The organism is Burkholderia cepacia GG4 (genome assembly GCF_000292915.1).
Lineage (GTDB): Bacteria > Pseudomonadota > Gammaproteobacteria > Burkholderiales > Burkholderiaceae > Burkholderia > Burkholderia cepacia_D.
Map to the genome: position 1 here is coordinate 2,970,416 of NC_018514.1, position 22,793 is coordinate 2,993,208.

The 22,793-nt window shown below is 67.2% G+C and carries 23 protein-coding genes; 12 read left to right on the forward strand and 11 right to left on the reverse strand.

The genetic code is table 11. The annotated features are described in order from the left end of the window. Positions 1 to 5 precede the first annotated feature (5 nt). Complete coding sequence (locus tag GEM_RS28995) at positions 6 to 809, reverse strand: hypothetical protein (protein ID WP_014901009.1); 804 nt, start codon at positions 807 to 809, stop codon at positions 6 to 8. Between the two features lie 200 nt (positions 810 to 1,009). After that, complete coding sequence (locus GEM_RS29000; protein WP_014901010.1) at positions 1,010 to 1,474, reverse strand: Lrp/AsnC family transcriptional regulator; 465 nt, start codon at positions 1,472 to 1,474, stop codon at positions 1,010 to 1,012. Positions 1,475 to 1,649: 175 nt separating this feature from the next. Here GEM_RS29000 and GEM_RS29005 point away from each other — a divergent pair, with 175 nt between their 5' ends. Then, positions 1,650 to 2,276, forward strand: a complete 627-nt coding sequence (locus GEM_RS29005) for a LysE family translocator (RefSeq protein ID WP_014901011.1) — start codon at positions 1,650 to 1,652, stop codon at positions 2,274 to 2,276. A gap of 9 nt (positions 2,277 to 2,285) precedes the next feature. Here GEM_RS29005 and GEM_RS29010 read toward each other — a convergent pair whose 3' ends face one another. Further along, positions 2,286 to 3,113, reverse strand: a complete 828-nt coding sequence (locus tag GEM_RS29010) for a helix-turn-helix domain-containing protein (protein ID WP_014901012.1) — start codon at positions 3,111 to 3,113, stop codon at positions 2,286 to 2,288. 258 nt (positions 3,114 to 3,371) lie between these two features. Here GEM_RS29010 and GEM_RS29015 point away from each other — a divergent pair, with 258 nt between their 5' ends. Continuing rightward, entirely contained in the window at positions 3,372 to 4,334 is a 963-nt protein-coding gene (locus tag GEM_RS29015) for a DUF2167 domain-containing protein (protein WP_014901013.1), read from the forward strand. Further along, positions 4,331 to 5,056 (forward strand): site-2 protease family protein, encoded by a 726-nt coding sequence (locus GEM_RS29020; protein ID WP_014901014.1) that lies wholly within the window; start codon positions 4,331 to 4,333, stop codon positions 5,054 to 5,056. Before GEM_RS29015 ends, GEM_RS29020 begins: the two co-directional genes overlap by 4 nt. 59 nt (positions 5,057 to 5,115) lie before the next feature. Here the strand turns inward: GEM_RS29020 and GEM_RS29025 are convergent, their stop codons facing one another. After that, a complete protein-coding gene (locus GEM_RS29025; protein ID WP_041490886.1) occupies positions 5,116 to 6,492 on the reverse strand; it encodes an MFS transporter in 1,377 nt (458 codons plus the stop codon). Between the two features lie 246 nt (positions 6,493 to 6,738). Between GEM_RS29025 and GEM_RS29030 the strand changes: the two genes are divergently transcribed. After that, complete coding sequence (locus GEM_RS29030; protein WP_014901016.1) at positions 6,739 to 8,316, forward strand: aldehyde dehydrogenase (NADP(+)); 1,578 nt, start codon at positions 6,739 to 6,741, stop codon at positions 8,314 to 8,316. A gap of 138 nt (positions 8,317 to 8,454) precedes the next feature. Here GEM_RS29030 and GEM_RS29035 read toward each other — a convergent pair whose 3' ends face one another. Next, positions 8,455 to 8,826 carry a type II toxin-antitoxin system VapC family toxin gene (locus GEM_RS29035; protein ID WP_014901017.1) on the reverse strand — a complete coding sequence of 124 codons (372 nt, stop codon included), beginning with the start codon at positions 8,824 to 8,826 and terminating at the stop codon, positions 8,455 to 8,457. Then, a complete protein-coding gene (locus GEM_RS30820; protein ID WP_006752328.1) occupies positions 8,823 to 9,020 on the reverse strand; it encodes a type II toxin-antitoxin system VapB family antitoxin in 198 nt (65 codons plus the stop codon). Before GEM_RS30820 ends, GEM_RS29035 begins: the two co-directional genes overlap by 4 nt. Before the next feature lie 188 nt (positions 9,021 to 9,208). Between GEM_RS30820 and GEM_RS29040 the strand changes: the two genes are divergently transcribed. Further along, entirely contained in the window at positions 9,209 to 9,760 is a 552-nt protein-coding gene (locus GEM_RS29040) for a hypothetical protein (RefSeq protein ID WP_014901018.1), read from the forward strand. Positions 9,761 to 9,897: 137 nt separating this feature from the next. On the opposite strand, the gene kdgD is transcribed toward GEM_RS29040, so the two are convergent. Continuing rightward, positions 9,898 to 10,812, reverse strand: a complete 915-nt coding sequence (gene kdgD, locus GEM_RS29045; protein WP_014901019.1) for a 5-dehydro-4-deoxyglucarate dehydratase — start codon at positions 10,810 to 10,812, stop codon at positions 9,898 to 9,900. Between the two features lie 230 nt (positions 10,813 to 11,042). Between kdgD and garD the strand changes: the two genes are divergently transcribed. The 4 genes from garD (at position 11,043) to GEM_RS29065 (ending at position 14,368) form a co-directional block, all read left to right on the forward strand. Further along, positions 11,043 to 12,596, forward strand: coding sequence for a galactarate dehydratase (garD, locus tag GEM_RS29050; protein ID WP_014901020.1), 1,554 nt, complete (start codon positions 11,043 to 11,045; stop codon positions 12,594 to 12,596). 180 nt (positions 12,597 to 12,776) lie between these two features. Continuing rightward, positions 12,777 to 13,169 (forward strand): nuclear transport factor 2 family protein, encoded by a 393-nt coding sequence (locus GEM_RS29055; RefSeq protein WP_014901021.1) that lies wholly within the window; start codon positions 12,777 to 12,779, stop codon positions 13,167 to 13,169. Positions 13,170 to 13,248: 79 nt separating this feature from the next. Further along, positions 13,249 to 13,704: an RbsD/FucU family protein gene (locus GEM_RS29060; protein ID WP_014901022.1), complete on the forward strand. Its 456-nt coding sequence runs from the start codon at positions 13,249 to 13,251 to the stop codon at positions 13,702 to 13,704. A 226-nt stretch (positions 13,705 to 13,930) separates the two neighbouring features. Continuing rightward, positions 13,931 to 14,368 (forward strand): DoxX family protein, encoded by a 438-nt coding sequence (locus GEM_RS29065; RefSeq protein ID WP_014901023.1) that lies wholly within the window; start codon positions 13,931 to 13,933, stop codon positions 14,366 to 14,368. A 119-nt stretch (positions 14,369 to 14,487) separates the two neighbouring features. Here GEM_RS29065 and GEM_RS29070 read toward each other — a convergent pair whose 3' ends face one another. Together GEM_RS29070 and GEM_RS29075 are read right to left on the reverse strand one after the other, a co-directional pair. Then, positions 14,488 to 15,798: an MFS transporter gene (locus tag GEM_RS29070; RefSeq protein WP_014901024.1), complete on the reverse strand. Its 1,311-nt coding sequence runs from the start codon at positions 15,796 to 15,798 to the stop codon at positions 14,488 to 14,490. Between the two features lie 320 nt (positions 15,799 to 16,118). Continuing rightward, positions 16,119 to 17,255: a branched-chain amino acid ABC transporter substrate-binding protein gene (locus tag GEM_RS29075; RefSeq protein ID WP_014901026.1), complete on the reverse strand. Its 1,137-nt coding sequence runs from the start codon at positions 17,253 to 17,255 to the stop codon at positions 16,119 to 16,121. Between the two features lie 663 nt (positions 17,256 to 17,918). On the opposite strand from GEM_RS29075, the gene GEM_RS29080 reads away from it, so the two are divergent. Then, entirely contained in the window at positions 17,919 to 18,713 is a 795-nt protein-coding gene (locus GEM_RS29080) for an AraC family transcriptional regulator (protein ID WP_039318288.1), read from the forward strand. Positions 18,714 to 18,781: 68 nt separating this feature from the next. On the opposite strand, the gene GEM_RS29085 is transcribed toward GEM_RS29080, so the two are convergent. Both GEM_RS29085 and GEM_RS29090 read right to left on the reverse strand, forming a co-directional pair. Further along, the gene (locus GEM_RS29085) at positions 18,782 to 19,045 is read right to left on the reverse strand and encodes a hypothetical protein (protein ID WP_014901028.1); all 264 of its coding nucleotides are present in this window, start codon (positions 19,043 to 19,045) and stop codon (positions 18,782 to 18,784) included. 275 nt (positions 19,046 to 19,320) lie between these two features. Then, positions 19,321 to 21,213, reverse strand: coding sequence for a bifunctional sugar phosphate isomerase/epimerase/4-hydroxyphenylpyruvate dioxygenase family protein (locus tag GEM_RS29090; protein ID WP_014901029.1), 1,893 nt, complete (start codon positions 21,211 to 21,213; stop codon positions 19,321 to 19,323). Between the two features lie 257 nt (positions 21,214 to 21,470). On the opposite strand from GEM_RS29090, the gene aroQ reads away from it, so the two are divergent. Continuing rightward, positions 21,471 to 21,926, forward strand: a complete 456-nt coding sequence (gene aroQ / locus GEM_RS29095; RefSeq protein WP_014901030.1) for a type II 3-dehydroquinate dehydratase — start codon at positions 21,471 to 21,473, stop codon at positions 21,924 to 21,926. Further along, entirely contained in the window at positions 21,923 to 22,777 is an 855-nt protein-coding gene (locus GEM_RS29100) for a shikimate dehydrogenase (RefSeq protein WP_014901031.1), read from the forward strand. Before aroQ ends, GEM_RS29100 begins: the two co-directional genes overlap by 4 nt. Positions 22,778 to 22,793: the final 16 nt, after the last annotated feature.

Consider the following 22,793-nt stretch of genomic DNA (forward strand, 5'->3'; position numbering starts at 1 on the left):
CTCCGTCATTGATCGCCGGGAGGCGGGCCTTCCGGCGTCACGGGTGCGGGCCCGCCGGCCAACCGCGAGCCGCTGTCCGTACCTGCGCGCTTGTACGATGCCAGTTCGTTCGAATAGCGCGCCGTTCGTACGCCGTTCGCGTCGTAGTACTCCTCGACCGACTTGACCCAGCGGCCGACCGCCGGCACGTACCAGAACGCCTTGTAGGTCTTGCCGGTCTGTTCCGCCGTCACGCTGTTGCGGCTCTGCATCACGATCGTCGAACCGCCTGCATTGCGGGATACGCCCGACATGGTCGACTGTAGCGGCGCGGTTTCGGCTTTCCACGTGCCTTCGGCCTCGATCTTGACCGCATCGAACTTGCCGCCGGGCACGGTGACGGTGTCGGGTCCGACGACCTTGTAATGCGTGTCGTACGTTTCCGATGCGTGCTGCGGATTCGGATGCGCTTCGCTATACCTGATCGTCCACGTCTTGCCGACCGTCAGCGGAAACGCCAGCGGGCGGTTCACCACGGTTTCGGTGCCGTTGATGCTGCGCGCGCGGCTCCAGTCCGCGTCGACGATCAATTCGCGGGGCGCCTGGGTCGCGCCGCTCTGCTGCGTTTCGATATAGATGTGGTCGGCGGTCGTGCGCTGCACGGAAATCTGGTCGCGTGTCTGGTGCCAGCCGTTCGGGCCGATTTCAACCGTGTTGACGTAGGTCCAGGTGTCGCCCGGCTTCAACGCCGGCGCGGCGATCGATTGTGCGAGCGCCACGCCGGGCACGGCGGCACACAGTAACAGCGTGGCAAGCGTTCTATTTTTCATGGTGTGCAAGAGGGGCCGACGAGGGACCGACGGACTCGCCAGGCAGCTTAACAACCACACCTTTCAATCGGCATGCCTTGCGCAGCGTTGCGGCCGCTCCTTTCGTTGCCTACGGTTACAGCGCCTGGATGCTGGACGCGTTACGACGATTGCGCGCTGAGCGGCCGGCCGGCGGGGCAGCCCGTCGCGTTTCTGGATGCCTAGATCGGCAGACGCACCGTCTGCTTGATGCGCTTCAGCGGAATCTCGGTTTCGACGTTGCGTACGCCTTCGATCTGCGTGAGCGTTTCCATCTGAAAGCGCTGATAGTCATCGAGATCCTTCGCGATGACCCGCAGCAGATAGTCGTAACTGCCGGCCATCAGGTGGCATTCGAGCACTTCGGGCGCCTGCTCCATCTCGCGGGCGAAGCGTTCGACGGTCGTCTTGTCCTGGCGCTCCAGCGTGACGCGCACGAATGCCGTAAATCGCAGTTCGACGGCCGCCGGGTTCAGCAGCGCGACGTAGGCATCGATGACGCCCTGTTCCTCGAGCAGATGAACGCGGCGCAGGCAGGGCGTGGGCGACAGACCGACCTGTTGCGCGAGTTCGGCGTTCGTCTGGTTCGAATCCCGTTGCAGCGCACGCAAAATGCGCCGATCGATCGCGTCCAGTTTGATTGGCATTTTCGACTACCGATATGGATGATGATGGAGAATAACTCCAAATCCGCCATCGAAAGTAGCCGACTTCGCAGCCATTCTCCACGGCAAGTTGCCGATAATCGGATGACTGCGACGGCTCCGTGGACGCGTGCGATTCCCGCCCGTCCCGCCCGGCGCCGCTTTCAGGAGAGTCCCGATGCCGCACATAGCCTGGTTGCCGTTCATGGCGACATCCCTTCTGATCATTCTGACGCCGGGCCAGGACATGGTGCTCGTCATGTCGCGCACGCTATCCGGCGGAACGCGTGCCGGCCTCGTGACCGCGGCGGGCGTCAGCGTCGGGCTGCTCGTGCATACGATGCTCGCGACGCTCGGGCTGGGTGCACTTCTTCAGGCATCCGAATGGTTGTTCATGGCCTTGAAGATCGTCGGCGCGCTGTATCTGCTGTATCTCGGCATCACGCTGCTGCGTTCGTCGGGTGAGCTGACGCTCGCAAGCAGTCGCGACGCGCCGGCATCGCGGCTGCGCACGTTCGCGCAAGGCGCGCTGTCCAACGTGTCGAATCCGAAGGTCGCGCTGTTCTACCTCGCATTTCTGCCGCAGTTCGTCCCCGCGGGCGCCGCGCATCCGATGCTGTCGCTGTTCGTGCTCGGCACGACGTTTGCCGGCCTGACGTTTCTCGTCAAGGGGCCGGTCGCGCTGTTCGCGGGCCTGTTGTCGACGTCGATTCGGCGTAATCCGCGCATCCTGACCCGTATGCACCGGGTGAGCGGCGCGGTCCTGCTCGCGCTTGGCGTGAAGCTGGCGTTCGAGCGCCGCTGACGATGCTCACTACGCCGGCAACGTGTCCGCCAGCGCCCGCATCGCGTCCACCGTCTCCGGATTCGCCGGAAAAAACGCCTCGATCGCCAACTCCGACAGCGTGACGTCGACCGGCGTGCCGAACACCGTCAGCTCGCCGGCCGCCGTGCGCAGCCGCAGCGGCACTGCGATGTCCGCATGGTCGGCGCGCGCGTCGGGGTCGTCAGGCTCGCCGGGCGGCGCCGGATACGCGGCGAGTTCGTCGCGCAATGCATGCAGCATGCGGTCGCCGCTCGCGTCGATCTGTCGTTGCAGCCGATGCAGGAGATGCGCGCGCCATTCGTGCCAGTTGACGATCTGCGCCGCGAGGCCGTCCGGATGCAGGCTCAGGCGCAGCACGTTGACGGGCGGCTGCAACAGCGCAGGATCGGCCTGCGCGACCAGTGCGCCGAGCATCCGGTTCGCGGCGAGCAGCGTCCAGTGGCGATCCACCGCGAGTGCCGGGTAGGGCTCATGGCCGCGCAGCACGGCTTCGACTGCATGGCGCGCCGCGTCGAGCTGCGGATCGGAGAACGGCCGCTCGCGAAACAGTGGCGCATAGCCGGCCGCGACGAGCAGCGCATTGCGCTCGCGCAGCGGCACGTCGAGGCGCTCCGCGAGATGCAGCACCATGTCGCGGCTCGGCTGTGCGCGACCCGATTCGACGAAGCTCAGGTGCCGCGCGGACACCTCCGCATCGACCGCAAGCGCCATCTGGCTCAGGCGCCGGCGTTGGCGCCACGTGCGCAGCAGCGGGCCGACGCCGGACGCGCGGCCGGCGGACGGGGGAAGCGAGTGGCGGGCGGCGGTCGAGTTCATGAGGACGATGATAGGCAATCCTGCGCGCGCCGGGCATTACCTGCCAGGTAAGCAATCCGGTTCGGCGTGCGTCGCCCATCGCGCCTGCCGCTGCCTGCGGCTCCCGTCCCACCCGCCGCATTTCGTTCCCGGAAGCGCCCCGACGCTGCGTTACCATAGCCCCCGTGCCACCTGAGAGGCGGCGCCGGACCTGCGACCACAGCGCCCGGCCCGGACGCCGCGCACATTCACGACAAGGCAGTCCAGGGGAATCCAATAATGAAAAAACTCGCCGTCCGCGTCGCCTGCGTGGCGATGCTCGCATTCGCCGCGACCAGCGGCCACGCGCAAACCGAAGCCGCGCAGGTCGAAATGAGGGCCGCCGCCGCGGCAACCAACAAGGCGGTCGTGAACGGGCCGGCCGATATCGACGTGAAGCATGAAGCGGTGCTGAAGCTGAAGGCAGGCGAATCGTTCGTGCCGGCCGCCGAAGCCGGCCGCTACTTGCGCTCGATGGGCAACTCGATCGACGAGTCGAAGCTGGTCGGCCTCGTGCTGCCCGAGGATCCGGACGCCGACTGGATCTCGGTCGTGTCATTCGAGCCGAGCGGCTACATCCGCGACGACGACGCGAAGGACTGGAAGCCCGACGAATTGCTGAAAAGCCTGCAGGCCGGTACCGAGGAAGACAACCCGGCACGCAAGGAGCGCGGCCTGCCCGAAACCGAGGTGGTCGGCTGGGCGCAGGCGCCCGCGTACGACGCCGCCACGCACCGCCTCGTATGGTCCGCGATCATCCGCGAGAAGGGCGCGGCCGCGAACGCGGAGCACGACGGCGTGAACTACCGGACGCTCGTGCTCGGCCGCGATGGCTACCTGTCGCTGACGATGGCGTCGACGCTCGCCGAGCTGCCGAAGTACAAGGCCTCGGCCGACGACCTGCTCGCGAACATCCGCTTCAACGACGGCAAGCGCTACGCCGATTTCAACAAGTCGACCGACCATGTCGCCGAGTATGGTCTCGCGGCGCTGATCGTCGGCGTCGGCGCGAAGAAGCTCGGCCTGCTCGCGCTGATCGGCGCGTTTGCCGTGAAGTTCTTCAAGATCGGCGCGGTCGCGCTGCTGGCGGGCGGCGCGGCGTTGAAGCGCTTCTTCGGCGCCAGGCCGAAGCAGGAACCCGTGCCGGTCGTCGCCGATGCAACTGACTCAGCCGCCGTGTCCGGCGCGGAGCGCAAGGAATGACGAAGTTGCTGCTGCTGCTCTTCGGCGGCCTGAAGCTCGGCAAGGTGCTCATGTCGGCGGGCACCATGCTGGCGTCGATCGCGGTCTACGCGCTGTTCTACGGCTGGCGGTTCGCGGCCGGCTTCGGCGCACTGCTGCTGGTGCACGAAGCCGGTCACTATGTGGCCGCGCGGCGGCGCGGGCTCGACGTCGGGCTGCCGACCTTCATCCCGTTCGTCGGCGCGTGGATCCAGCTGAAGGACATGCCGCACGACGCCGAAACCGAGGCGTATGTCGGCCTGGCCGGCCCGTTCGTCGGCACGCTCGGCGCGCTGGCCTGCTACGCGGCCGCACGGCACTACGACAGCAACCTGCTGCTCGCGCTGTCCTATACGGGCTTCTTCCTGAACCTGTTCAACATGATTCCGCTGTCGCCGTTCGACGGCGGGCGGATCACCGCGGTGCTGTCGCCGCGCATCTGGTTCGCGGGCGTGCCCGTGCTGATCGCGCTGTTCGCGTACCGGCCGAGCCCGTTGTTGATCGTGATGGCGATCCTCGCGCTGCCGCAGTTGAAGCGCGCCTGGCGCTACGATCCGGACGCGCCGGAGAACCGCGCGTACTACGCGACGTCGATCGAGACGAAGACGACCTACGCGCTCTGCTACGTCGGCCTGCTCGCGTTTCTCGCGCTCATGACCTCCGGCGTGCACGACATGCTGCGCGTCGCGCATTCCGCGGCCTGATGTAACAACGGCGGCCGTTTGCGCGGCCGCCGTCGTCTCCCTGCCGTTCCCGCCGCAGCTCAGGCGTCGCGATGACGCAGCTCGACGCGCTTGATGTCCTTCACGATCACCAGATAGCTGAACACCGTGACGAGCGCGTTCAGCCCGACGAACACGAGTGCGCCGTTGAACGAGCCGCTTGCGCCGACCAGGTAGCCGATCGCGATCGGCGCGACGATGCCGGCCGTGTTGCCGAACATGTTGAACAGGCTGCCCGACAGGCCGATCGCTTCCTTCGGCGCGGTGTCCGCGACCACGGCCCAGCCGAGCGAGCCGATTCCCTTGCCGAAGAACGACACGGCCATCAGCACGATTACCAGCGCTTCGCTGTCGACGTAGTTGCAGCCGATGATCGCCATCGACAGCAGCATCCCGCCGACGATCGGAATCTTGCGCGCGAGCGTCAGCGATACGCCGCGACGGATCAGCGTGTCCGACAGCATCCCGCCGAGCACGCCGCCGAGGAACCCGCAGATCGCCGGCAGCGACGTCATGAAGCCGGCTTTCAGCAGCGACATCCCGCGCGCCTGCACGAGGTAGATCGGGAACCACGTGAGGAAGAAGTAGGTGAGCACGTTCACGCAGTACTGGCCGAGATAGACGCCGAGCAGCATCCGGATCGACAGCAGCTGGCGCACGTAGTACCAGCCCGCGACGCGGCTGCCTTCGGACGCCGCGCCGTTGCGGTGCGCCGTGGTGCGCACGAGGCCGCCACCCTGCTCGATATGCTCGAGTTCCGCGCGGTTCACCGCCGGATGGTCGATCGGGTCCTTCATCACGCGCAGCCAGAGGAACGCGAGCGCGATGCCGGCGAGGCCGAGCCACAGGTACACCTGGTGCCAGCCGTACGCGTGCGTGAGCCACGCCATCAGCGGCGAGAACACCACCGCCGCGAAATACTGCGCGGCGTTGAAGATTGCCGACGCCGTGCCGCGCTCCGCGGTCGGGAACCAGCTCGCGACGACCTTGGCGTTCGCGGGGAACGCGGGCGCCTCGGCGATGCCGACCGCGAAGCGCATCACGAACAGCGCGGTCACCGCGAACGCGGCGCTGCCGCCGAGGCCGATCGTGCTTTGCAGCAGCGTGAACGCCGACCACAGGAAGATGCTGGTCGCATACACGCGACGGGCGCCGAAGCGGTCGAGCAGCCAGCCGCTCGGCAACTGCGCGAGCACGTACGCCCAGCTGAACGCCGAGAAGATGTAGCCCATCGTCACCGGATCGATGCCGAAGGCCTTGCGGATCGGCGTGCCGGTGATCGACAGCGTCGCGCGATCCGCATAGTTGAGCGTCGTGACGACGAACAGCATCGCCAGGATCCAGTAGCGCACGGCGGTGCGGCGCGCGCTGCCGGCGAGATCGATCGGAAGATCGCGAGGGGTGGTCTGATTGGGCACTTTAATGTACGTCGTCGTATGACATGGGCGGAAGTTTATTGGCAATGCCCGCACGCATAAACCTCGGGTTTTCCCTTTGAAACGTAGCGCGAGGTCGTAAAAAACGCGACTTTGCCCGGTGGGTAAGGGATTCCGGGTTGTCGCTCCGTGGCAGGCGGGGCGCGGGAATATTGAAACAACGTCGGCAGACATCGTATCTGTTGCGCTACAATGGGCGAATCATTCCCGAACCACGGAGCACACCCCATGCAACTGACTGGAGAGATGCTGATCGGCGCCGACGCGGTGGCCGGCTCGGCCGGTACCTTGCGCGCGTTCGACCCGTCGAAGGGCGCGCCGATCGATGCGCCCGCATTCGGCGTCGCGACGCTGGCCGATGTCCAGCGCGCATGCGAACTCGCGCGCGACGCATTCGACGCGTACCGCACGCAGCCGCTCGCGGCCCGCGCGGCGTTTCTCGAAGCGATCGCCGACGAAATCGTCGCGCTCGGCGACGCGCTGATCGAGCGCGCACACGCCGAGACGGGCCTGCCGGTCGCCCGCCTGCAGGGCGAGCGCGGCCGCACCGTCGGCCAGCTTCGGCTGTTCGCGCGCGTCGTGCGCGACGGGCGGTTCCTCGCCGCGTCGATCGATCCCGCGCAGCCGGCGCGCACGCCGCTGCCACGCTCGGACCTGCGGTTGCAGAAGGTCGGGCTCGGGCCCGTCGTCGTGTTCGGCGCAAGCAACTTCCCGCTTGCGTTCTCGGTGGCCGGCGGCGATACCGCGTCGGCACTGGCGGCCGGCTGTCCGGTGATCGTGAAGGCCCATGAGGCACACCTCGGCACGTCCGAGCTGGTCGGCCGTGCGATCCGCGCAGCCGTCGCGAAATGCGGGATGCCGGCCGGCGTGTTCTCGCTGCTGATCGGCCCCGGCCGCGTGATCGGCGCGGCGCTGGTCAGCCATCCGGCGATCCAGGCAGTCGGCTTCACCGGTTCGCGGCAGGGCGGCATGGCGCTCGTGCAGCTCGCGAACGCGCGCCCGCAGCCGATTCCCGTCTACGCGGAAATGAGCAGCATCAACCCGGTCGTGCTGTTCCCGGCCGCGTTGGCCGCGCGCGGTGACGCGATCGCGACCGGCTTCGTCGATTCGCTGACGCTCGGCGTCGGCCAGTTCTGTACGAACCCGGGCCTCGTGCTGGCAATCGATGGCCCCGACCTCGACCGCTTCGAGTCCGTCGCCGCACAGGCGCTCGCGAACAAGCCGGCCGGCGTGATGCTGACGCGCGGGATCGCCGACGCATATCGCAACGGTCGCGGCAAGCTCGCCGACCTGCCGGACGTGCGCGAAATCGGCGCGGGCGAGCCGGCACAGACCGAATGCCAGGCGGGCGGTGCGCTTTACCAGGCCGGCGCGCAGGCGTTCCTGGCCGAGCCGGCGTTCAGCCACGAGGTGTTCGGGCCGGCGTCGCTGATCGTGCGCTGCCGCGATCTCGACGAAGTCGCGCGCGTGCTCGACGCGCTCGAGGGCCAGCTGACCGCCACGCTGCAGATGGACGCTGACGACAAGCCGCTCGCGCGCCGCCTGCTGCCGATCCTCGAACGCAAGGCCGGCCGCCTGCTCGTCAACGGCTACCCGACCGGCGTCGAGGTGTGCGACGCGATGGTCCACGGCGGCCCGTTCCCGGCGACGTCGAACCCGGCCGTCACGTCGGTCGGCGCGACGGCGATCGACCGCTTCCTGCGGCCCGTGTGCTACCAGGATTTCCCGGACGACCTGCTGCCCGAAGGGCTGCAGGAAAGCAATCCGCTCGCGATTCCGCGGCTGCGGGACGGGAAGGCGGAGTGACGAGGAGGAACGGCTGAAGGCAGCGTCCCGCCAGGGGCGCGTTCAGGCACGTTGAAACACGGCGGCGGACGTGGCCCTATGGGCCGCTTCCGCCTTTTTTATTGCTGGCTGGTTTTGGCGCCCGCCGGTTCCGCTCGGTCAGTGAGCGGGGTGAGTGACAAGTTGCAGGCGCTCGGCTGCGGCCAGCAGGCGCCGGTCGCGTGTCCACAGCTTGCTGTCTCCGGTCAGTCTGAGCGAGGCAAGCAGATGTGCGTCGACGTAACCGATGTCTAGCCCGTGAAGCGGTACGACATCGATCATGCGCTGGACTTCGTCGTCGGTTGCCGGGGTGGCGGCGGGAAGGTCGCGCAGCGCATCCAGTACGGTCTGGCGATCGCGCATGCTGCCGAGCGCAAGCTCGCCGATGATGAACGGATGGATCAGCTCCCGTTCAGCTTCCAGCAATGTCGTGAGCGTTGCGTCACCGGCCCGCAGGTGGTCGATCCACACTGAAGTGTCGACAAGAATCATGCGGGCTCCGATGGGCGGCGCGGAACAGATTCAAGGTCGGGCTCGGTACCGCCGAGGCGGGCGAGTCGTCGTGCGCTTTCGCGCGCGATCAATGCGCGCAGCGCTTCTCTCACCAGCGCCGATTTTTCGGTGACGCCGGTTAATTGCTGCGCTTTGGCGAGCAGTGCGTCGTCGAGGGACAAGGTGGTGCGCACGAGCGGCTCGCGAGAAAGTCGATGCATCAATTATGGCGTCAAATGATGCTTTCAATGATGTGTCGCCTTGACGAGATGGGCGTCGGCTTCCGCGTCGCCGGAATTTCTCCTACAGTAGCGAGGCCTCGGGCCGCCCGGCCCGCAGGCGGGCCTGAGAGACCGACAAAAGACCAAGAGGGAACCATCCGATGAACATCAGCAAGCGCGGCGATCACCTGTTCGCCGCCGGATTGTGGAAGGCGATCGGCGACGTCGCGCATTCGGTGCGCAGCCGGATCGGCCAATACAGCGAAGGGCGCGTGCTCGCGAATGCGCTGCTGGAATTCCAGCGCGACCTGGGCGGCAGCGAATTCGACGTGACCATCAACCAGGGGCGGCCCGTCACGGACTCCGACGCGCATTCGCTCGTGTTCGGCCTCGCCGTGCGCCGTTTCAGGCAGGACATGGAAGCGCTGGTGTTCGCGCTCGAGCACCGCCGCGGCATCGACGAACGCGACCAGAGCCTGCGCACTGAAGCGCTGATGCAGGCCAACAGCGCGCTCCTGACCGCGAAGCAGTCGGCAACGATCACGGTCGGCCGGTTCTTCGATGCGGTCGTCGACCGCGACGTGCTGGGGCAGATTCTTGGCGGCGAATCGAGCACACGCGTGCGTGCGGGCGCGCAGGGACAGATCGAAGCGACCCGGATCAAGCTCGGCAACGTGCGTCACCGGATCATCGGAGTCATCGCGCAGATGTGACGGCGCGCAGCGCGGCGGGACGCGTGGCATCGCTGCCGCTGCAAACGACCGCGGCCGGCAAGCGCCGGCCGCGATGCAACACAAGCAACACAAGCCGGCCGCCGCGCCACCGAAGGTGCCGCGCCGGCCGCCCCCGCTTACTGCGGGCCCATCTTCTTGATCAGCACGTCGAGTTCGGCCAGTTCGTCGTCGTTGAGGTCGATCAGCGGTGCGCGCACCGGGCCCGCGTCGTGGCCGACGAGCTTCGCGCCCGCCTTCACGATGCTGACGGCGTAGCCCGCGCGGCGGTTGCGGATCTTCAGGTACGGCAGGAAGAACTCGTCGATCAGGCGGCCGACCGTTGCGTGGTCGTCCTTCGCGATCGCTTCGTAGAATTCCATCGCCGTCTTCGGGATGAAGTTGAACACGGCCGACGAGTACACCGGCACGCCGAGCGCCTTGTAAGCGGCTGCGTAGACTTCGGCCGTCGGCAGGCCGCCGAGGTACGCGAAGCGGTCGCCGAGCCGGCGGCGGATCGTGACCATGCTCTCGATTTCACCGACGCCGTCCTTGAAGCCGATCAGGTTCGGGCAACGGTCGGCAAGGCGCTCGAGCATGTCGGCGTTCAGCTTCGAATTCGCGCGGTTGTACACCACGACGCCGATCTTCAGCGCACGGCACACCTGTTCGACGTGCTCGGCGATCCCTTCCTGGCTCGCTTCGGTCAGGTAGTGCGGCATCAGCAGCACGCCGCTCGCGCCGAGGCGCTCGGCTTCCTGCGCATATTCGATCGCGACGCGCGTCGCGCCGCCGGCGCCGGCGAGGATCGGTACCTTGCCCTTGCAGGTTTCCGTCGCGACGCGGATCACATCCGAATACTCGCGCTGCGTGAGCGAGAAGAATTCACCGGTGCCGCCGGCCGCGAACAGCGCGGTCGCGCCGTACGGTGCCAGCCATTCCAGGCGCTCGGCATAGGTGGTCGGGCGGAAGCTGCCGTCTGCGTCGAAATCCGTCAGCGGAAACGACAGCAGGCCGTGGGAGATGATCTGTTTGAGTTCTTGCGGTGAAGTCATGGTTAGGTCGTCCGTCTAGCGCGAGTGCTGGGTTCGTCGGGCACGGCATCCGGGCCACATTGGCGATGTCGTTGTATGTCATCGTACAACGAGGGGAGGGGTGACGCAAGCGGTTTGCTGGCCGATCGGAGGTAGGGTCTTTCCGGATAAGGGTTTACGTAGCATCGCGGATTGGTGTTGAATGTCGTATGATGACTAACGATTTGACCGGTAGCCTCCCAGGAATTCCGATGACTGCTTCCCCTCTCTATATCCGCGTGCATCCGGACGACAACGTCGCGATCGTCGTCAACGACGGCGGCCTGCCCGAGGGCGCGACGTTCGCCGACGGGCTGACATTGCGCGAAGGCGTGCCGCAAGGGCACAAGGTTGCGCTGGCCGATCTCGCGGCCGGCGACCCGATCGTCCGCTACAACGTCGTGATCGGCTACGCGCTCACCGAGCTGCGGCGCGGCAGCTGGGTCAACGAGCGCACGATGCGGATGCCCGAGCCGCCGGGGCTCGACGACTTGCCGCTCGCCACGCGCGCCGCACCGTCGCTGGCGCCGCTCGAGGGCTATACGTTCGAGGGCTTCCGCAATCCCGACGGTTCGGTCGGCACGCGCAACATTCTCGCGATCACGACGACCGTGCAGTGCGTGTCGGGTGTCGTCGAGCATGCGGTCAAGCGGATCAAGGAGGAACTGCTGCCGCGTTACCCGAACGTCGACGACGTGGTCGGACTCGAGCACACGTACGGCTGCGGCGTCGCGATCGACGCGCCCGACGCCGACATCCCGATCCGCACGCTGCGCAACATCAGCCTGAACCCGAACTTCGGCGGCGAGGTGATGACGGTGAGCCTCGGCTGCGAGAAGCTGCAGCCCGAGCGCCTGCTGCCGCCCGGCGTGATTCCGGTGGCGGCCGACGGCGCGACGGACAACGGCGGCGTCGTGTGCCTGCAGGACGCCGCGCATGTCGGCTTCAACTCGATGATCGACTCGATCATGAAGATGGCCGAATCGCATCTGGAGCGGTTGAACCGCCGCCGTCGCGAAACCTGCCCGGCGTCGGATCTCGTCGTCGGTGTGCAGTGCGGCGGCAGCGACGCGTTCTCGGGGCTCACCGCGAACCCGGCGGTCGGCTTCGCGGCCGACCTGCTCGTGCGTGCCGGCGCAACGATCATGTTCTCGGAAGTGACCGAAGTGCGCGACGGCGTCGCGCAACTCACGTCGCGCGCGGCGAACGAGGACGTCGCCCGCGAGATCATCCGCGAGATGGACTGGTACGACCGCTACCTGGAGCGCGGCCGCGTCGACCGCAGTGCGAACACGACGCCCGGCAACAAGAAGGGCGGCCTGTCGAACATCGTCGAGAAGGCGATGGGTTCGATCGTGAAGTCGGGCAGCGCGCCGATCGCCGGCGTCGTGCGTCCCGGCGATCGGGCGCGGCAGAAGGGGCTGCTGTACGCGGCGACGCCCGCGAGCGACTTCATCTGCGGCACGCTGCAGCTCGCGGCGGGGATGAACCTGCACATTTTCACGACGGGCCGCGGCACGCCGTACGGCCTCGCGCAGGTTCCGGTGATCAAGGTCGCGACGCGCAGCGATCTCGCGCGCCGCTGGCACGACCTGATGGATCTCGACGCGGGGCAGATTGCGACCGGCGCGGCCTCGATCGAGGACGTGGGCTGGGAGCTGTTCCGGCTGATGCTCGACGTCGCGAGCGGCAAGCGCCGCACGTGGGCCGAGCAATGGAAGCTCGCGAATGCGCTGACGCTGTTCAACCCGGCGCCGGTGACCTGACGCGCGCGGTTGCGACGACAGGCGATGCGGGCGCCTTCGGGCGCCCGTTTTCGTTGGGGCGGCGCGATTTCCTTACCTCGTACGTAATCGACCGCCCGCGCGAGGCCGGCGACGATAGCGGCACGCGAACCTGAAACGTCCGCGGCGCTGTCCTCCCTTCATCCAGACCAGGAGCCTCGTATGCACACCGCCCAAACCGTCCCGTCCGCTCACGCCGACCTGATCGACCGCTATATCGACGCATGGAACGAACCCGACGTCGTGCGCCGGCGCGCGCTGATCGATGCGACCTACGCGAGCGACGCGGCGTATCGCGACCCGCTGATGACCGGCGACGGCCACGCGGGCATCGATACGATGATCGCGTCGGTGCAGGCGCGCTTCCCCGCGTATCGCTTCTGTCGCACGACCGACGTCGACGCGTTTGGCCAGCACCTGCGTTTCTCGTGGGCGCTCGTGTCGCCCGATGGCGCGGCGATCGTGAAGGGCTCGGATTTCGGCACCGTCGACGCGTCCGGCCGCCTGAAGTCGGTCACGGGCTTCATCGACGAAATGCCGGCCGCGGCGTCGTGACGCGAGCCGCGCATGCCCGGCGGCGTCCGGGATCGGGTAACGTTATGCGATTCGTTCCTGATCCCGGAGACTTGCCGACATGCTGAAGAATCTCGATCCGCTGCTGCACGCCGACATCCTGCACGCGCTGCGCGCGATGGGCCACGGAGATGAAGTGGCGATTTGCGATGCGAATTTTCCGGCGGAATCCGTCGCCGAGCACACGGTGGTCGGCCGCGCGCTGCGCATCGACGGCGCCGACTCGGCGCGTGTCGCGCGCGCGGTGCTGTCGGTGCTGCCGCTCGACACGTTCGTCGACACGCCCGCGTGGCGGATGGAGGTCGTCGGCGATCCGGCCGCGGTGCCGCCGGTGCAGCGCGAGGTGCAGGCCGAGATCGATCGTGCGGAAGGGCGCGCGGTGCCGCTCGCGGGTGTCGACCGTTTCGCGTTCTACGAGCGCGCGCAGCAGGCGTACGCGGTGATCGTCACCGGCGAGTTGCGCGGCTACGGCTGCTTCCTGTTCAAGAAAGGTGTACTGCTGAGCGATGCTGAATAGGGCCTGTTCCCGTTATCGGCGGGAATGGCCGTCACGCCGTTTTTCGCGGCGCAGCCCTGCCGGCGGCGCCGCCGCAGTGTAAAGATTTGCTACAACCTTTTTCTTGGACAGCGCGGAAAGACCCTCTATGCTGGCCCATTTGCCGCGGGCCCAGCAGGGCCGCGCGGCCCCGGACCGCACGGGCGCGACTCGTGCGGGCGGCCGAATTGCATACGAGGAGAAAGGCATGACGCGTTCCGTCGATTCCGGCGTCATCTTGTTCGCACGCCTGGCGCTGGCGGCGTTGTTCTTGTGGGGTGGCGTGATGAAGCTGCTCGGCTATGGCGATTTCATCGGCTATCTGCACGGGCTGAACGTACCCTATCCGCAGGTGATCGGGCCGGTCGTCGTTACGATCGAAGCGCTCGGCGGCCTGCTGTTGATCGTCGGCTACAAGGTGAAGCCGCTCGCGTTGCTGATGGCGTTCTATACGGTCGCGACCGCGATGGTCGGGCACAATTTCTGGGACGCGACGGACGCCGCGGTCCAGCACGACATGGTGATCCACTTCTGGAAGAACATCGCGATCGCCGGCGGGTTCCTGCTGCTGTTCGTGACCGGCGCAGGCAGCGCCAGCATCGACGCGCTGCGCCGGCCGAGTTCGTCGTACGGCGCGCTGCGCTGAGTTGAACTGAGCGTCGAACGCACGCACGGCGTCGCGCCGAAGCAAGACAAAAGGGCCGAATCCCGCACACCGCGGGATTCGGCCCTTTGTTCATGCCGCCGGCGCGTGCGCGCCGACGTTCAGCGTGCGTCCTTCAGGTCCTTTGCATCCTTCGAGAACTGCACGGCGATCGCGCCGAGCACGCAGATCACTGCGACATAGACAACCGGTGCGAGCGGATTCGACTTCATCATCAGCGACACGATCACCGGCGTGAGGCCGCCGAAGATCGCATACGCGACGTTGTACGAGAACGAGATGCCCGAGAAGCGCACGACGGCCGGGAAGCTGCGGACCATCACGAACGGCACCGCGCCGATCGTGCCGACCATGAAGCCGGCGATCCCGTAGTACAGCGGCAGCGTCGACGCGTCGGCCGCGACCTGCGCGAACAGCAGGTAGTAGCACGCGGCCAGCACGAGGCCGCCGATGCCGAGCACGCGCTTCGCGCCGATCCAGCCCGCGAGCGAGCCGGCGGTGATGCAGCCGGCCGTCAGGCACAGCGTCGCGACGCTGTTCGCGAACAGCGTGGTCGCGGGCGTCAGGTGGAACTGCTTCTGCAGCAGCGCGGGCGTCATCAGGATCACGACGACGATCGCCGCCGACAGCATCCACGTGAGCAGCATCGACACGATCACCGCGCGGCCGTGGTCGCGCAGCACGGCCTTCAGCGGAATCTCGGCCGCGAGCGCCTTCTTCGCCTTCATCTCGGCGAACACCGGCGTCTCGTGCAGCCAGCGGCGCAGGTACACGGAGAACAGGCCGAACACGCCGCCGAGCAGGAACGGAATGCGCCATGCGAACGCGGTCACTTCGGCGCCCGAGTAGCGGCTGTTGATGCCCGCGGCGACCAGCGAGCCGAGCAGGATGCCGGCCGTGAGGCCCGCGGTCAGCGTGCCGCACGCGTAGCCGATGTGGCGCGACGGCACGTGCTCCGACACGAACACCCATGCGCCCGGCACTTCGCCGCCGACCGCCGCGCCTTGCAGCACGCGGAACAGCAGCAGCAACACCGGCGCGAAGATGCCGATCGAGTCGTAGGTCGGCAGCAGGCCCATCAGCAGCGTCGGCACCGACATCATCAGCACGCTCAGCGTGAACATCCGCTTGCGGCCGAACAGGTCGCCGAAGTGCGCCATGATCACGCCGCCGAGCGGGCGCGCGAGATAGCCGGCCGCGAAGATGCCGAACGTCTGCAACTGGCGTAGCCAGTCGGGAATGTCGTGCGGGAAGAACAGCTGCCCGATCGCGGGCGCGAAGAACACGAAGATGATGAAGTCGTAGAACTCGAGGGCGCCGCCGAGTGCGGCGAGGCCGAGGGTCTTGTAGTCGCTGCGCGTGAGTGCGCGGTCGGCGGCGCGAGGCACGCCGCTCAATTCGGAAGCTTGCATGGTCAGGACGATCGGTTTTCGAATGTTGTTGTCGGTGCTGCGTCTCCAGGGCCCGCTATCGGCATGGACTGGCTAGGCGCGGCCTGCATCGTCGAGCGTGTGCCGAGCGCCGGATAGGGCACGTGACACGCGCCGTCGCACCGGGATGGGGCGCGACGGAGACGAAGCGTCAAAGCGGGTGGGAGGATTCTACAGGAGCGCGAAATGCGCGCGCGCGGGGGCGCGCCGAGGAATGCTTCGGACTTCGTGATGGCGAAACGCACGCGGCGCGGCAGGCGGGGGGGCCGCTTGCCGCGCCGCGCGGGACAGGATCTGCGTGATCAGTTGCCGGCGATCGTGTCGACCGGCTTGAACGCGCCGTGCTCGACCTTGTAGATCGTCACGGGTGCATCCTTCAGGTCGCCCTTCGCGTCGTATGCGATGCTGGGGGCTGACACGCCCTTGATCGACACCTTGCCGAGATACGGCGTATAGACCTTCGGGTCGGTCGAGTTCGCGTCCTTCATCGCAGTGAGCAGCGCGATCGTGCCGTCGTACGAGTACGGCGAATAGGTGATCACGTCTTCATTGAAGCGCGCCTTGTAGCGCGATGCGTAGCCGGCGAAGCCCGGCATCTTTTCCTTCGGCAGCCCGCCCATGTAGACGATCGCACCCTCGGCCGCTTCGCCGCCGACCTTCAGGAACGTCGGCGAGCGCGACATCTCGCCGGTCACGAATGCCGACTTCATCCCGAGCTGGCGCATCTTGCGGATCATCGGGGAAGACTGCGCATCGCCGCCGCCGTAGAAGATCGCGTCGGGGTTGACGCCCTTCAGGTTGGTCAGGATCGCCGAGAAGTCGAGCGCCTTGTCGTTCGTGAAGTCGCGCTTGATGATCGTGCCGCCCGCGGCTTCCACGGCCTTCGCGAATTCGTCGGCGATGCCCTGGCCGTAGGCGGTTCGGTCGTCGATGATCGCGATGCGCTTGAAGTGCAGCGTCTTCACCGCATACATGCCGACGATGCGGCCGGCCTGCGCGTCGCTCGTCAGTAGCCGGTAGGTCGTCTTGTAGCCGCGCGCCGTGTACTGCGGCGACGTCGCCATCGAGATCTGCGGCAGCCCTGCGCGATCGTACAGGTCGGACGCCGGAATGCTCGTGCCCGAGTTGAAGTGGCCGATGACCCCGCGGACGTTGTCGTCGATCAACCGCTGCGCGACGGTCGTGCCGGTGCGCGGGTCGGCCTGGTCGTCCTGCGAGTCGAGCTGGAACGTGACCGGCTTGCCGCCGATCGTCGGATGCGTCGCGTTGAAATCGGCGATCGCGAGTTGCACGCCCTTCTGCATGTCCGTGCCGTAGTTCGACTGCGGCCCCGTCAGCGGTGCGGCGAAACCGATCTTGACGACGTCGGCGGCGATGGCGTGTGCGCCCGACAGTGCGCAGGCGGCAGCCAGCGCGACGTGCGATACCTTCAGCTTCACTTTCACTTCCCCTTGATGGCGTGGTTGGGCCGCCGCCGGCCAGCGGGCCGGTGCGGTAAACCGGGCGAGACGTATCGGTTTGCAGGGCTTTGCGAAAGCCGCGCGGGGTGTGCCGTGCGCTGCGCGGGTTGTGCCGGAATCGGCGTGCGCCGCGGTGGCGGGATGTCGTCTCGTAACCGTTGATTGAAGTCTAGGTAGCGAAAATGCGCGCGTCTTGCGCGTTCGGTGCGTGGCCGGCGACGATTTCGGCATATCGTCGATAACCCTGATATATGCTGAAATCGTCATTCTGAATGCGCAAACGCGCCAAGACGCGACACGTCGGCATTTTTACGATGGCGGGTTCGGGCGCGCGTTGTCTCGGTGCCCGTGCGGTGCGCCGGCAGCGCCGACAGATCCGCGCGGGCAGGCGGCGACCCGATGCGAGATCGCCGCCGCCGGGCACGCGAGCGGCGCGGTGGTTGCGCGCACAACCGCGCCACGCACTACGCGCCACCGCCTGCGGTCGTCCGCTCGTCGTCGATCGGCGGCGCGGCCCGCGGGCCACCGTTCGCGAACGCCCGATCACGCGCCCGGGATCATCCGCCCCGCGATCGCCGCGACGCGTTCGAGGGTGCGCTCCTATAATCGACGCCATCAGCCACGCCCTTCGCAGATGCCGGGATGACGACCTTTCTTGCCGCACCGCCCATGAGCTTGTCCGATACGTTGCGCTACCAGCCCGACAATGCCGATTTCGGCGCGATGCTCGCGCACTTCCGCCTGCTCGAACCGGTGTTCGACGCGCTGCCCGACGTCGCCTTCTTCGTGAAGGACGCGAACGGCCGCTACGCACTCGTCAACCGCACGCTGGCGCTGCGCTGCGGCTACAAGGACAAGCGCGACCTGCTCGGCAAGACGACCGACGAAGTGTTTCCGCGCCGCTTCGGCCGTACCTATTTCGAGCAGGACATGGCGACGATCAACGCCGGCCAGCAACTGATGGACCAGCTCGAGCTGCATCTGTATCCGGGCCGCCAGCCGGGCTGGTGCCTGACCTGCAAGGAGCCGCTGCGCGACGCGGCCGGCAAGGTGGTCGGCCTCGCGGGCATCTCGCGCGACCTGAAGGCGCACGAAGGTTCGCATCCGGCCTACAGCAAGCTCGCCGACGTGGTCCAGCACATCCAGGATCACTACGTGCAGCCGCTGAACCTGAAGCAGCTCGCGCAGATGGCCGGGATGTCGGTCGCGCAGCTCGAACGCTACTTCCACAAGGTGTTTCACCTGACGCCGCGCCAGGTGCTGCTGAAAACGCGGCTCGATGCGGCCACCGCGCTGCTCGTCACGCACGACAAGGTCACCGACGTCGCGGCGCTATGCGGCTATACGGATCACAGTGCGTTTACGCGCCAGTTCAAGGCGACGGTGGGGGTGACGCCGACGGAATACCGGCTGATGCAGCAGGACCGGGCAGTGTGACGCGACGCGCCGGCCAGGCCGGCGTGCCGCAATGATCGGGGATAGGACGGGAACGGGAAAGCGGCGGCTCAGCGGTAGCCGAGCCCTTTCAGGACGGCCGTGCCGTCTTCGGTGAGCCGGAAGCTCGGTGCGGTGTCGGCGTCGAGCTTGACCATCTCGACGAGGCCGGCTTCCTGAAGCGCCGGCAATTCGGGTTTGGCATTCGCGCCGATCGGTGCATGCAGCAGCACGAGCAGCGTCGCGATTTCGTGATGGCTGAGCAAACGGCGCAGCATCGTCTTCTTCGCAGGTGGGGCGGCCGGGCGGCCCGCGGGTGCATCTACGGCGCTCATCGCTGTCCTCCTTTTCGAGATATCCATCGGGTACTGGTTGCGGATGGTGCCCACGAAGACTTAAGCGATTCTTAAAACCGCGGCGACGGCGCGGATGCTGCGACGCGGCAACCATTACCGGATGTAACCCCCGCCGGGCGGCCGTTTCGGATCGAAAGCGGTCGGCCTTGCCGGGCGGGGCCGCGTCGCAGGATTCACCACGATGGTGCGTCCGTGCCGCGGGCGGCGCGGTTTGCACATCCGATCCGACCCCCGGAAAATTTCCCTTCGCACCCTTATTTTCTGCGCTGGGCCTGTGCGGCGAGTCGCACGGCCGCGTTGGTCGCGCCGTAGCCGTCGTAGCCGCCGCGCCGCTCGACGATCTCGAACGAGAAGCGGTTGTCGACCAGTTCTGTATACGCATGCAGGAATTCGCCGCCGTGCTCGTCGCGGTCGTACAGCAGGTGGTGGGCGCTCAGCGTGTCGATCAGTTCGTCCGGCAGTGCGTAGCGCGCGGCGAGGTCGTCGTAGTAGTTCGGCGGAATCCGCAGGAACGGCACGCCGTCGGCCGCGAACGAGGCGACCGTCTTCACGATGTCGTCGGTGCGAAACGCCACGTGGTTCAGTCCCGTGCCGTGATAGCGGTCGAGCGATTCGGCGACGGCCGTATGGCGGTCGACCGACGCATTCAGCGCGATCCGCACCGAGCCGTCCGCGCTGCGCACCGCGCGGCTGCGCATCAGGCCGTACGGATCGGGCACGAGCCAGCTACGCTCGGCCTCGAAGCCGAATGCGGTCTTGAAGAACAGGATCCACGTATCGAGCGCGTCGGCCGGCAGCGCGAGGCAGACGTGGTCGATGCCCGTCAGCGGGCCGACCTCGCTCGGGCCGTCGATGTCGGTCAGCACGAAATCCGATTCATACAGCGTCGGCGCGTTCGGCGCTTCGTCGACGAAATACTCGAGGCTGCCGTCCGGCGCCTGCACGCTCGGCAGCACGCGTTCGTGCGGGCCGACGCGCCCTGAAAACGGCGCATAGCCGAAACCGGCCGCGCGTTCGAATGCCACTTTCGCGTCGTCGACGCTGAACGCCGACGCACACAGCGACAACCCGTGCTGCTGGAAGAACGCGTCGGCGAACGAGTCGCGCTCGGCGTTCAGCACGATCGATGCGGCGCCGTGCTGGAACAGCGTCACGTCCTTCGACCGATGGCGGCCCGCGAGCCGGAACCGCATCCGGCCGAGCCACTCGCCGACGGTGGCCGCCGCCTGCGCGTCGACCGCGAATTCGATGAACTGGAACCCGACGTGCGCGGGCGGCGCCGGCGGCGCGAACAGCGGCTGATCGGCGGCCGGCGTGCGGCCGTCCTGCGTGAGCCGCGTGCGCGTCAGTTCTTCCAGATAGAGCAGCGAGCGGTGGCCGTCGGCGGCCGTGATCGCAGTCGGCGCCGCGCGGAAGCCGTCGTTGAAGATCTCGAGCGACAGCGGCCCCGTATAGCCGGACTCGATCACGCGCGCCGTGAAGCGCGCGAGGTCGAAGTCGCCCTGGCCGGGGAACGAGCGGTAGTGGCGGCTCCATTCGAGCACGTCCATCGCGAGCTTCGGTGCATCGGCGATCTGCACGAACGCGATCCGGTCGCCCGGAATGTCGGCGATCGCGTCCGGCGAGTCGTCGAGCGACAGCGTATGGAAGCTGTCGAGCGCGAGGCCGAGGTGCGGGCTGTTCACCGCGTTCACGAGCTGCCACGCGTGGCTGTACCGGTTCACGACCCGGCCCCACGCGAGCGCCTCGTACGCGGCGACCACGCCGGCCTGCCGCGCGGCTTCGGCGAGCGCGCCGAGCTGGTCGACGAGCAGCGCATCGTCCGCGATCGTGTCGGGCGATACGTTGCTGCACACGAGGATGCGGTCGGTGCCGAGCGCGTGCATCACGTCGAACTTGCGCCGGATGCGGTCGAGATTGCGGGCCAGCTGGGCCGGGCTTACGCCCTCGAAGTCGCGAAACGGCTGGAACAGCACGATGTCGAGGCCGAGATCGGCGGCCATGCGCCGCACGTCGGCGGGCGATCCGTCGAAGTAGACGAGGTCGTTCTCGAAGATTTCGACACCGTCGAAGCCTGCGGCCTGGATGGCGGCGAGCTTCTCGGCGAGCGTGCCGGACAGTGACACGGTGGCGATCGAGCGCTGCATGGGCGAATCCTGCGGATGAGCGGGGTGTGGCGTCGGCTGAACCGGACCCAAATGAACCAGTCATTGAATTCAGGGTACGCGCCATATCCCGAATTTACTAGGGAAGTGAGGCGAATTATACAAACTAACTAGATGGTACAAATTAGCGAAAACCCGAAAAGACAGCGTGCTCGTGCCGGCGCACACTAGCGTCACTTCCTGTTGACACGGGGTGGTGCCGGCAACGCTCCGCCCCCGTTTTTGGAGCAGAAATCATCATGAGCAAGTACAAGGTGCTGGTGCTGAACGGCCCGAACCTGAATCTGCTGGGAACCCGCGAGCCCCATATCTACGGCGCGGAAACCCTCGCCGATGTCGAGCAGCGCTGCCGCGTGGCGGCCGAGGGGCTCGGCCTGGAGATCGACTTCCGCCAGTCGAACGCCGAGCACCAGCTGATCGACTGGCTGCATGCCGCGCGTCACGACACGCACGGCATCGTGATCAACCCGGCCGCCTATACGCACACGTCGGTCGCGCTGGCCGACGCGCTTTCCGCGATCGCGAAACCCGTGATCGAGGTGCACATCTCGAACGTGCATCGCCGCGAGGCATTCCGTCACCACTCGTATGTGTCGGCCGTCGCCGAAGCCGTGATCTGCGGCTGCGGCACCGAAGGCTACGTGTTTGCGCTGCAGCGCCTGTCGACCCTTTTCGCGCAAGGAGCCGCACGATGAGCCGCCCGTCGTTTCTGATCGGCCTGATCGGCCAGGGCATCGGCGGTTCGCTGTCGCCCGCGATGCATGAGGAAGAAGGCTTCCGCCAGGGGTTCGGCTATGTCTACCGGCGCATCGACCTCGACGCGCTCGGCGTGACCGTCGACGCGCTGCCGCAACTGCTCGATGCCGCGCAGCGGATGGGCTACAACGGGCTCAACATCACGCATCCGTGCAAGCAGCGCGTGATCGAGCACCTCGACGCGCTGTCGGACGACGCGCGCGCGCTCGGCGCGGTGAACACCGTGCTGTTCAAGGACGGCAAGCGGATCGGCCACAACACCGACTGGTCGGGTTTCGCGAAATCGTTCCGCCGCGGGTTGCCCGACGTGTCGCTCGAACGCGTGGTCCAGCTCGGCGCGGGCGGCGCGGGCGCGGCTGTCGCGCATGCGGCCCTGCAGATGGGCGCAGCGGAACTGACGATTTTCGACGTCGACGCCACGCGCGCCACCGCGCTCGCGGCCGAGCTGCAGCAGCGCTTCCCGGCAGCCCGGGTCGCGCCGGGCAGCGATCTCGCGGCCGCGATGCACGCCGCGACGGGCCTGATCCATGCAACGCCGACCGGCATGGCCAAGCACCCGGGCCTGCCGCTGCCGGCCGAACTGCTCCATGCGGGGATGTGGGTGGCCGACATCGTGTATTTCCCGCTCGAAACCGAATTGATCCGCGCCGCGCGCGCGGCCGGCTGCGCCACGCTGCCCGGCGGCGGAATGGCCGTGTACCAGGCCGTCGACGCATTCGAGATCTTCACCGGACGTACGCCGGACGACGAGCGGATGTTCGATCACTTTCAGTCGCTCGTCGCGCGCTGACCCTAATTTCTAGCTG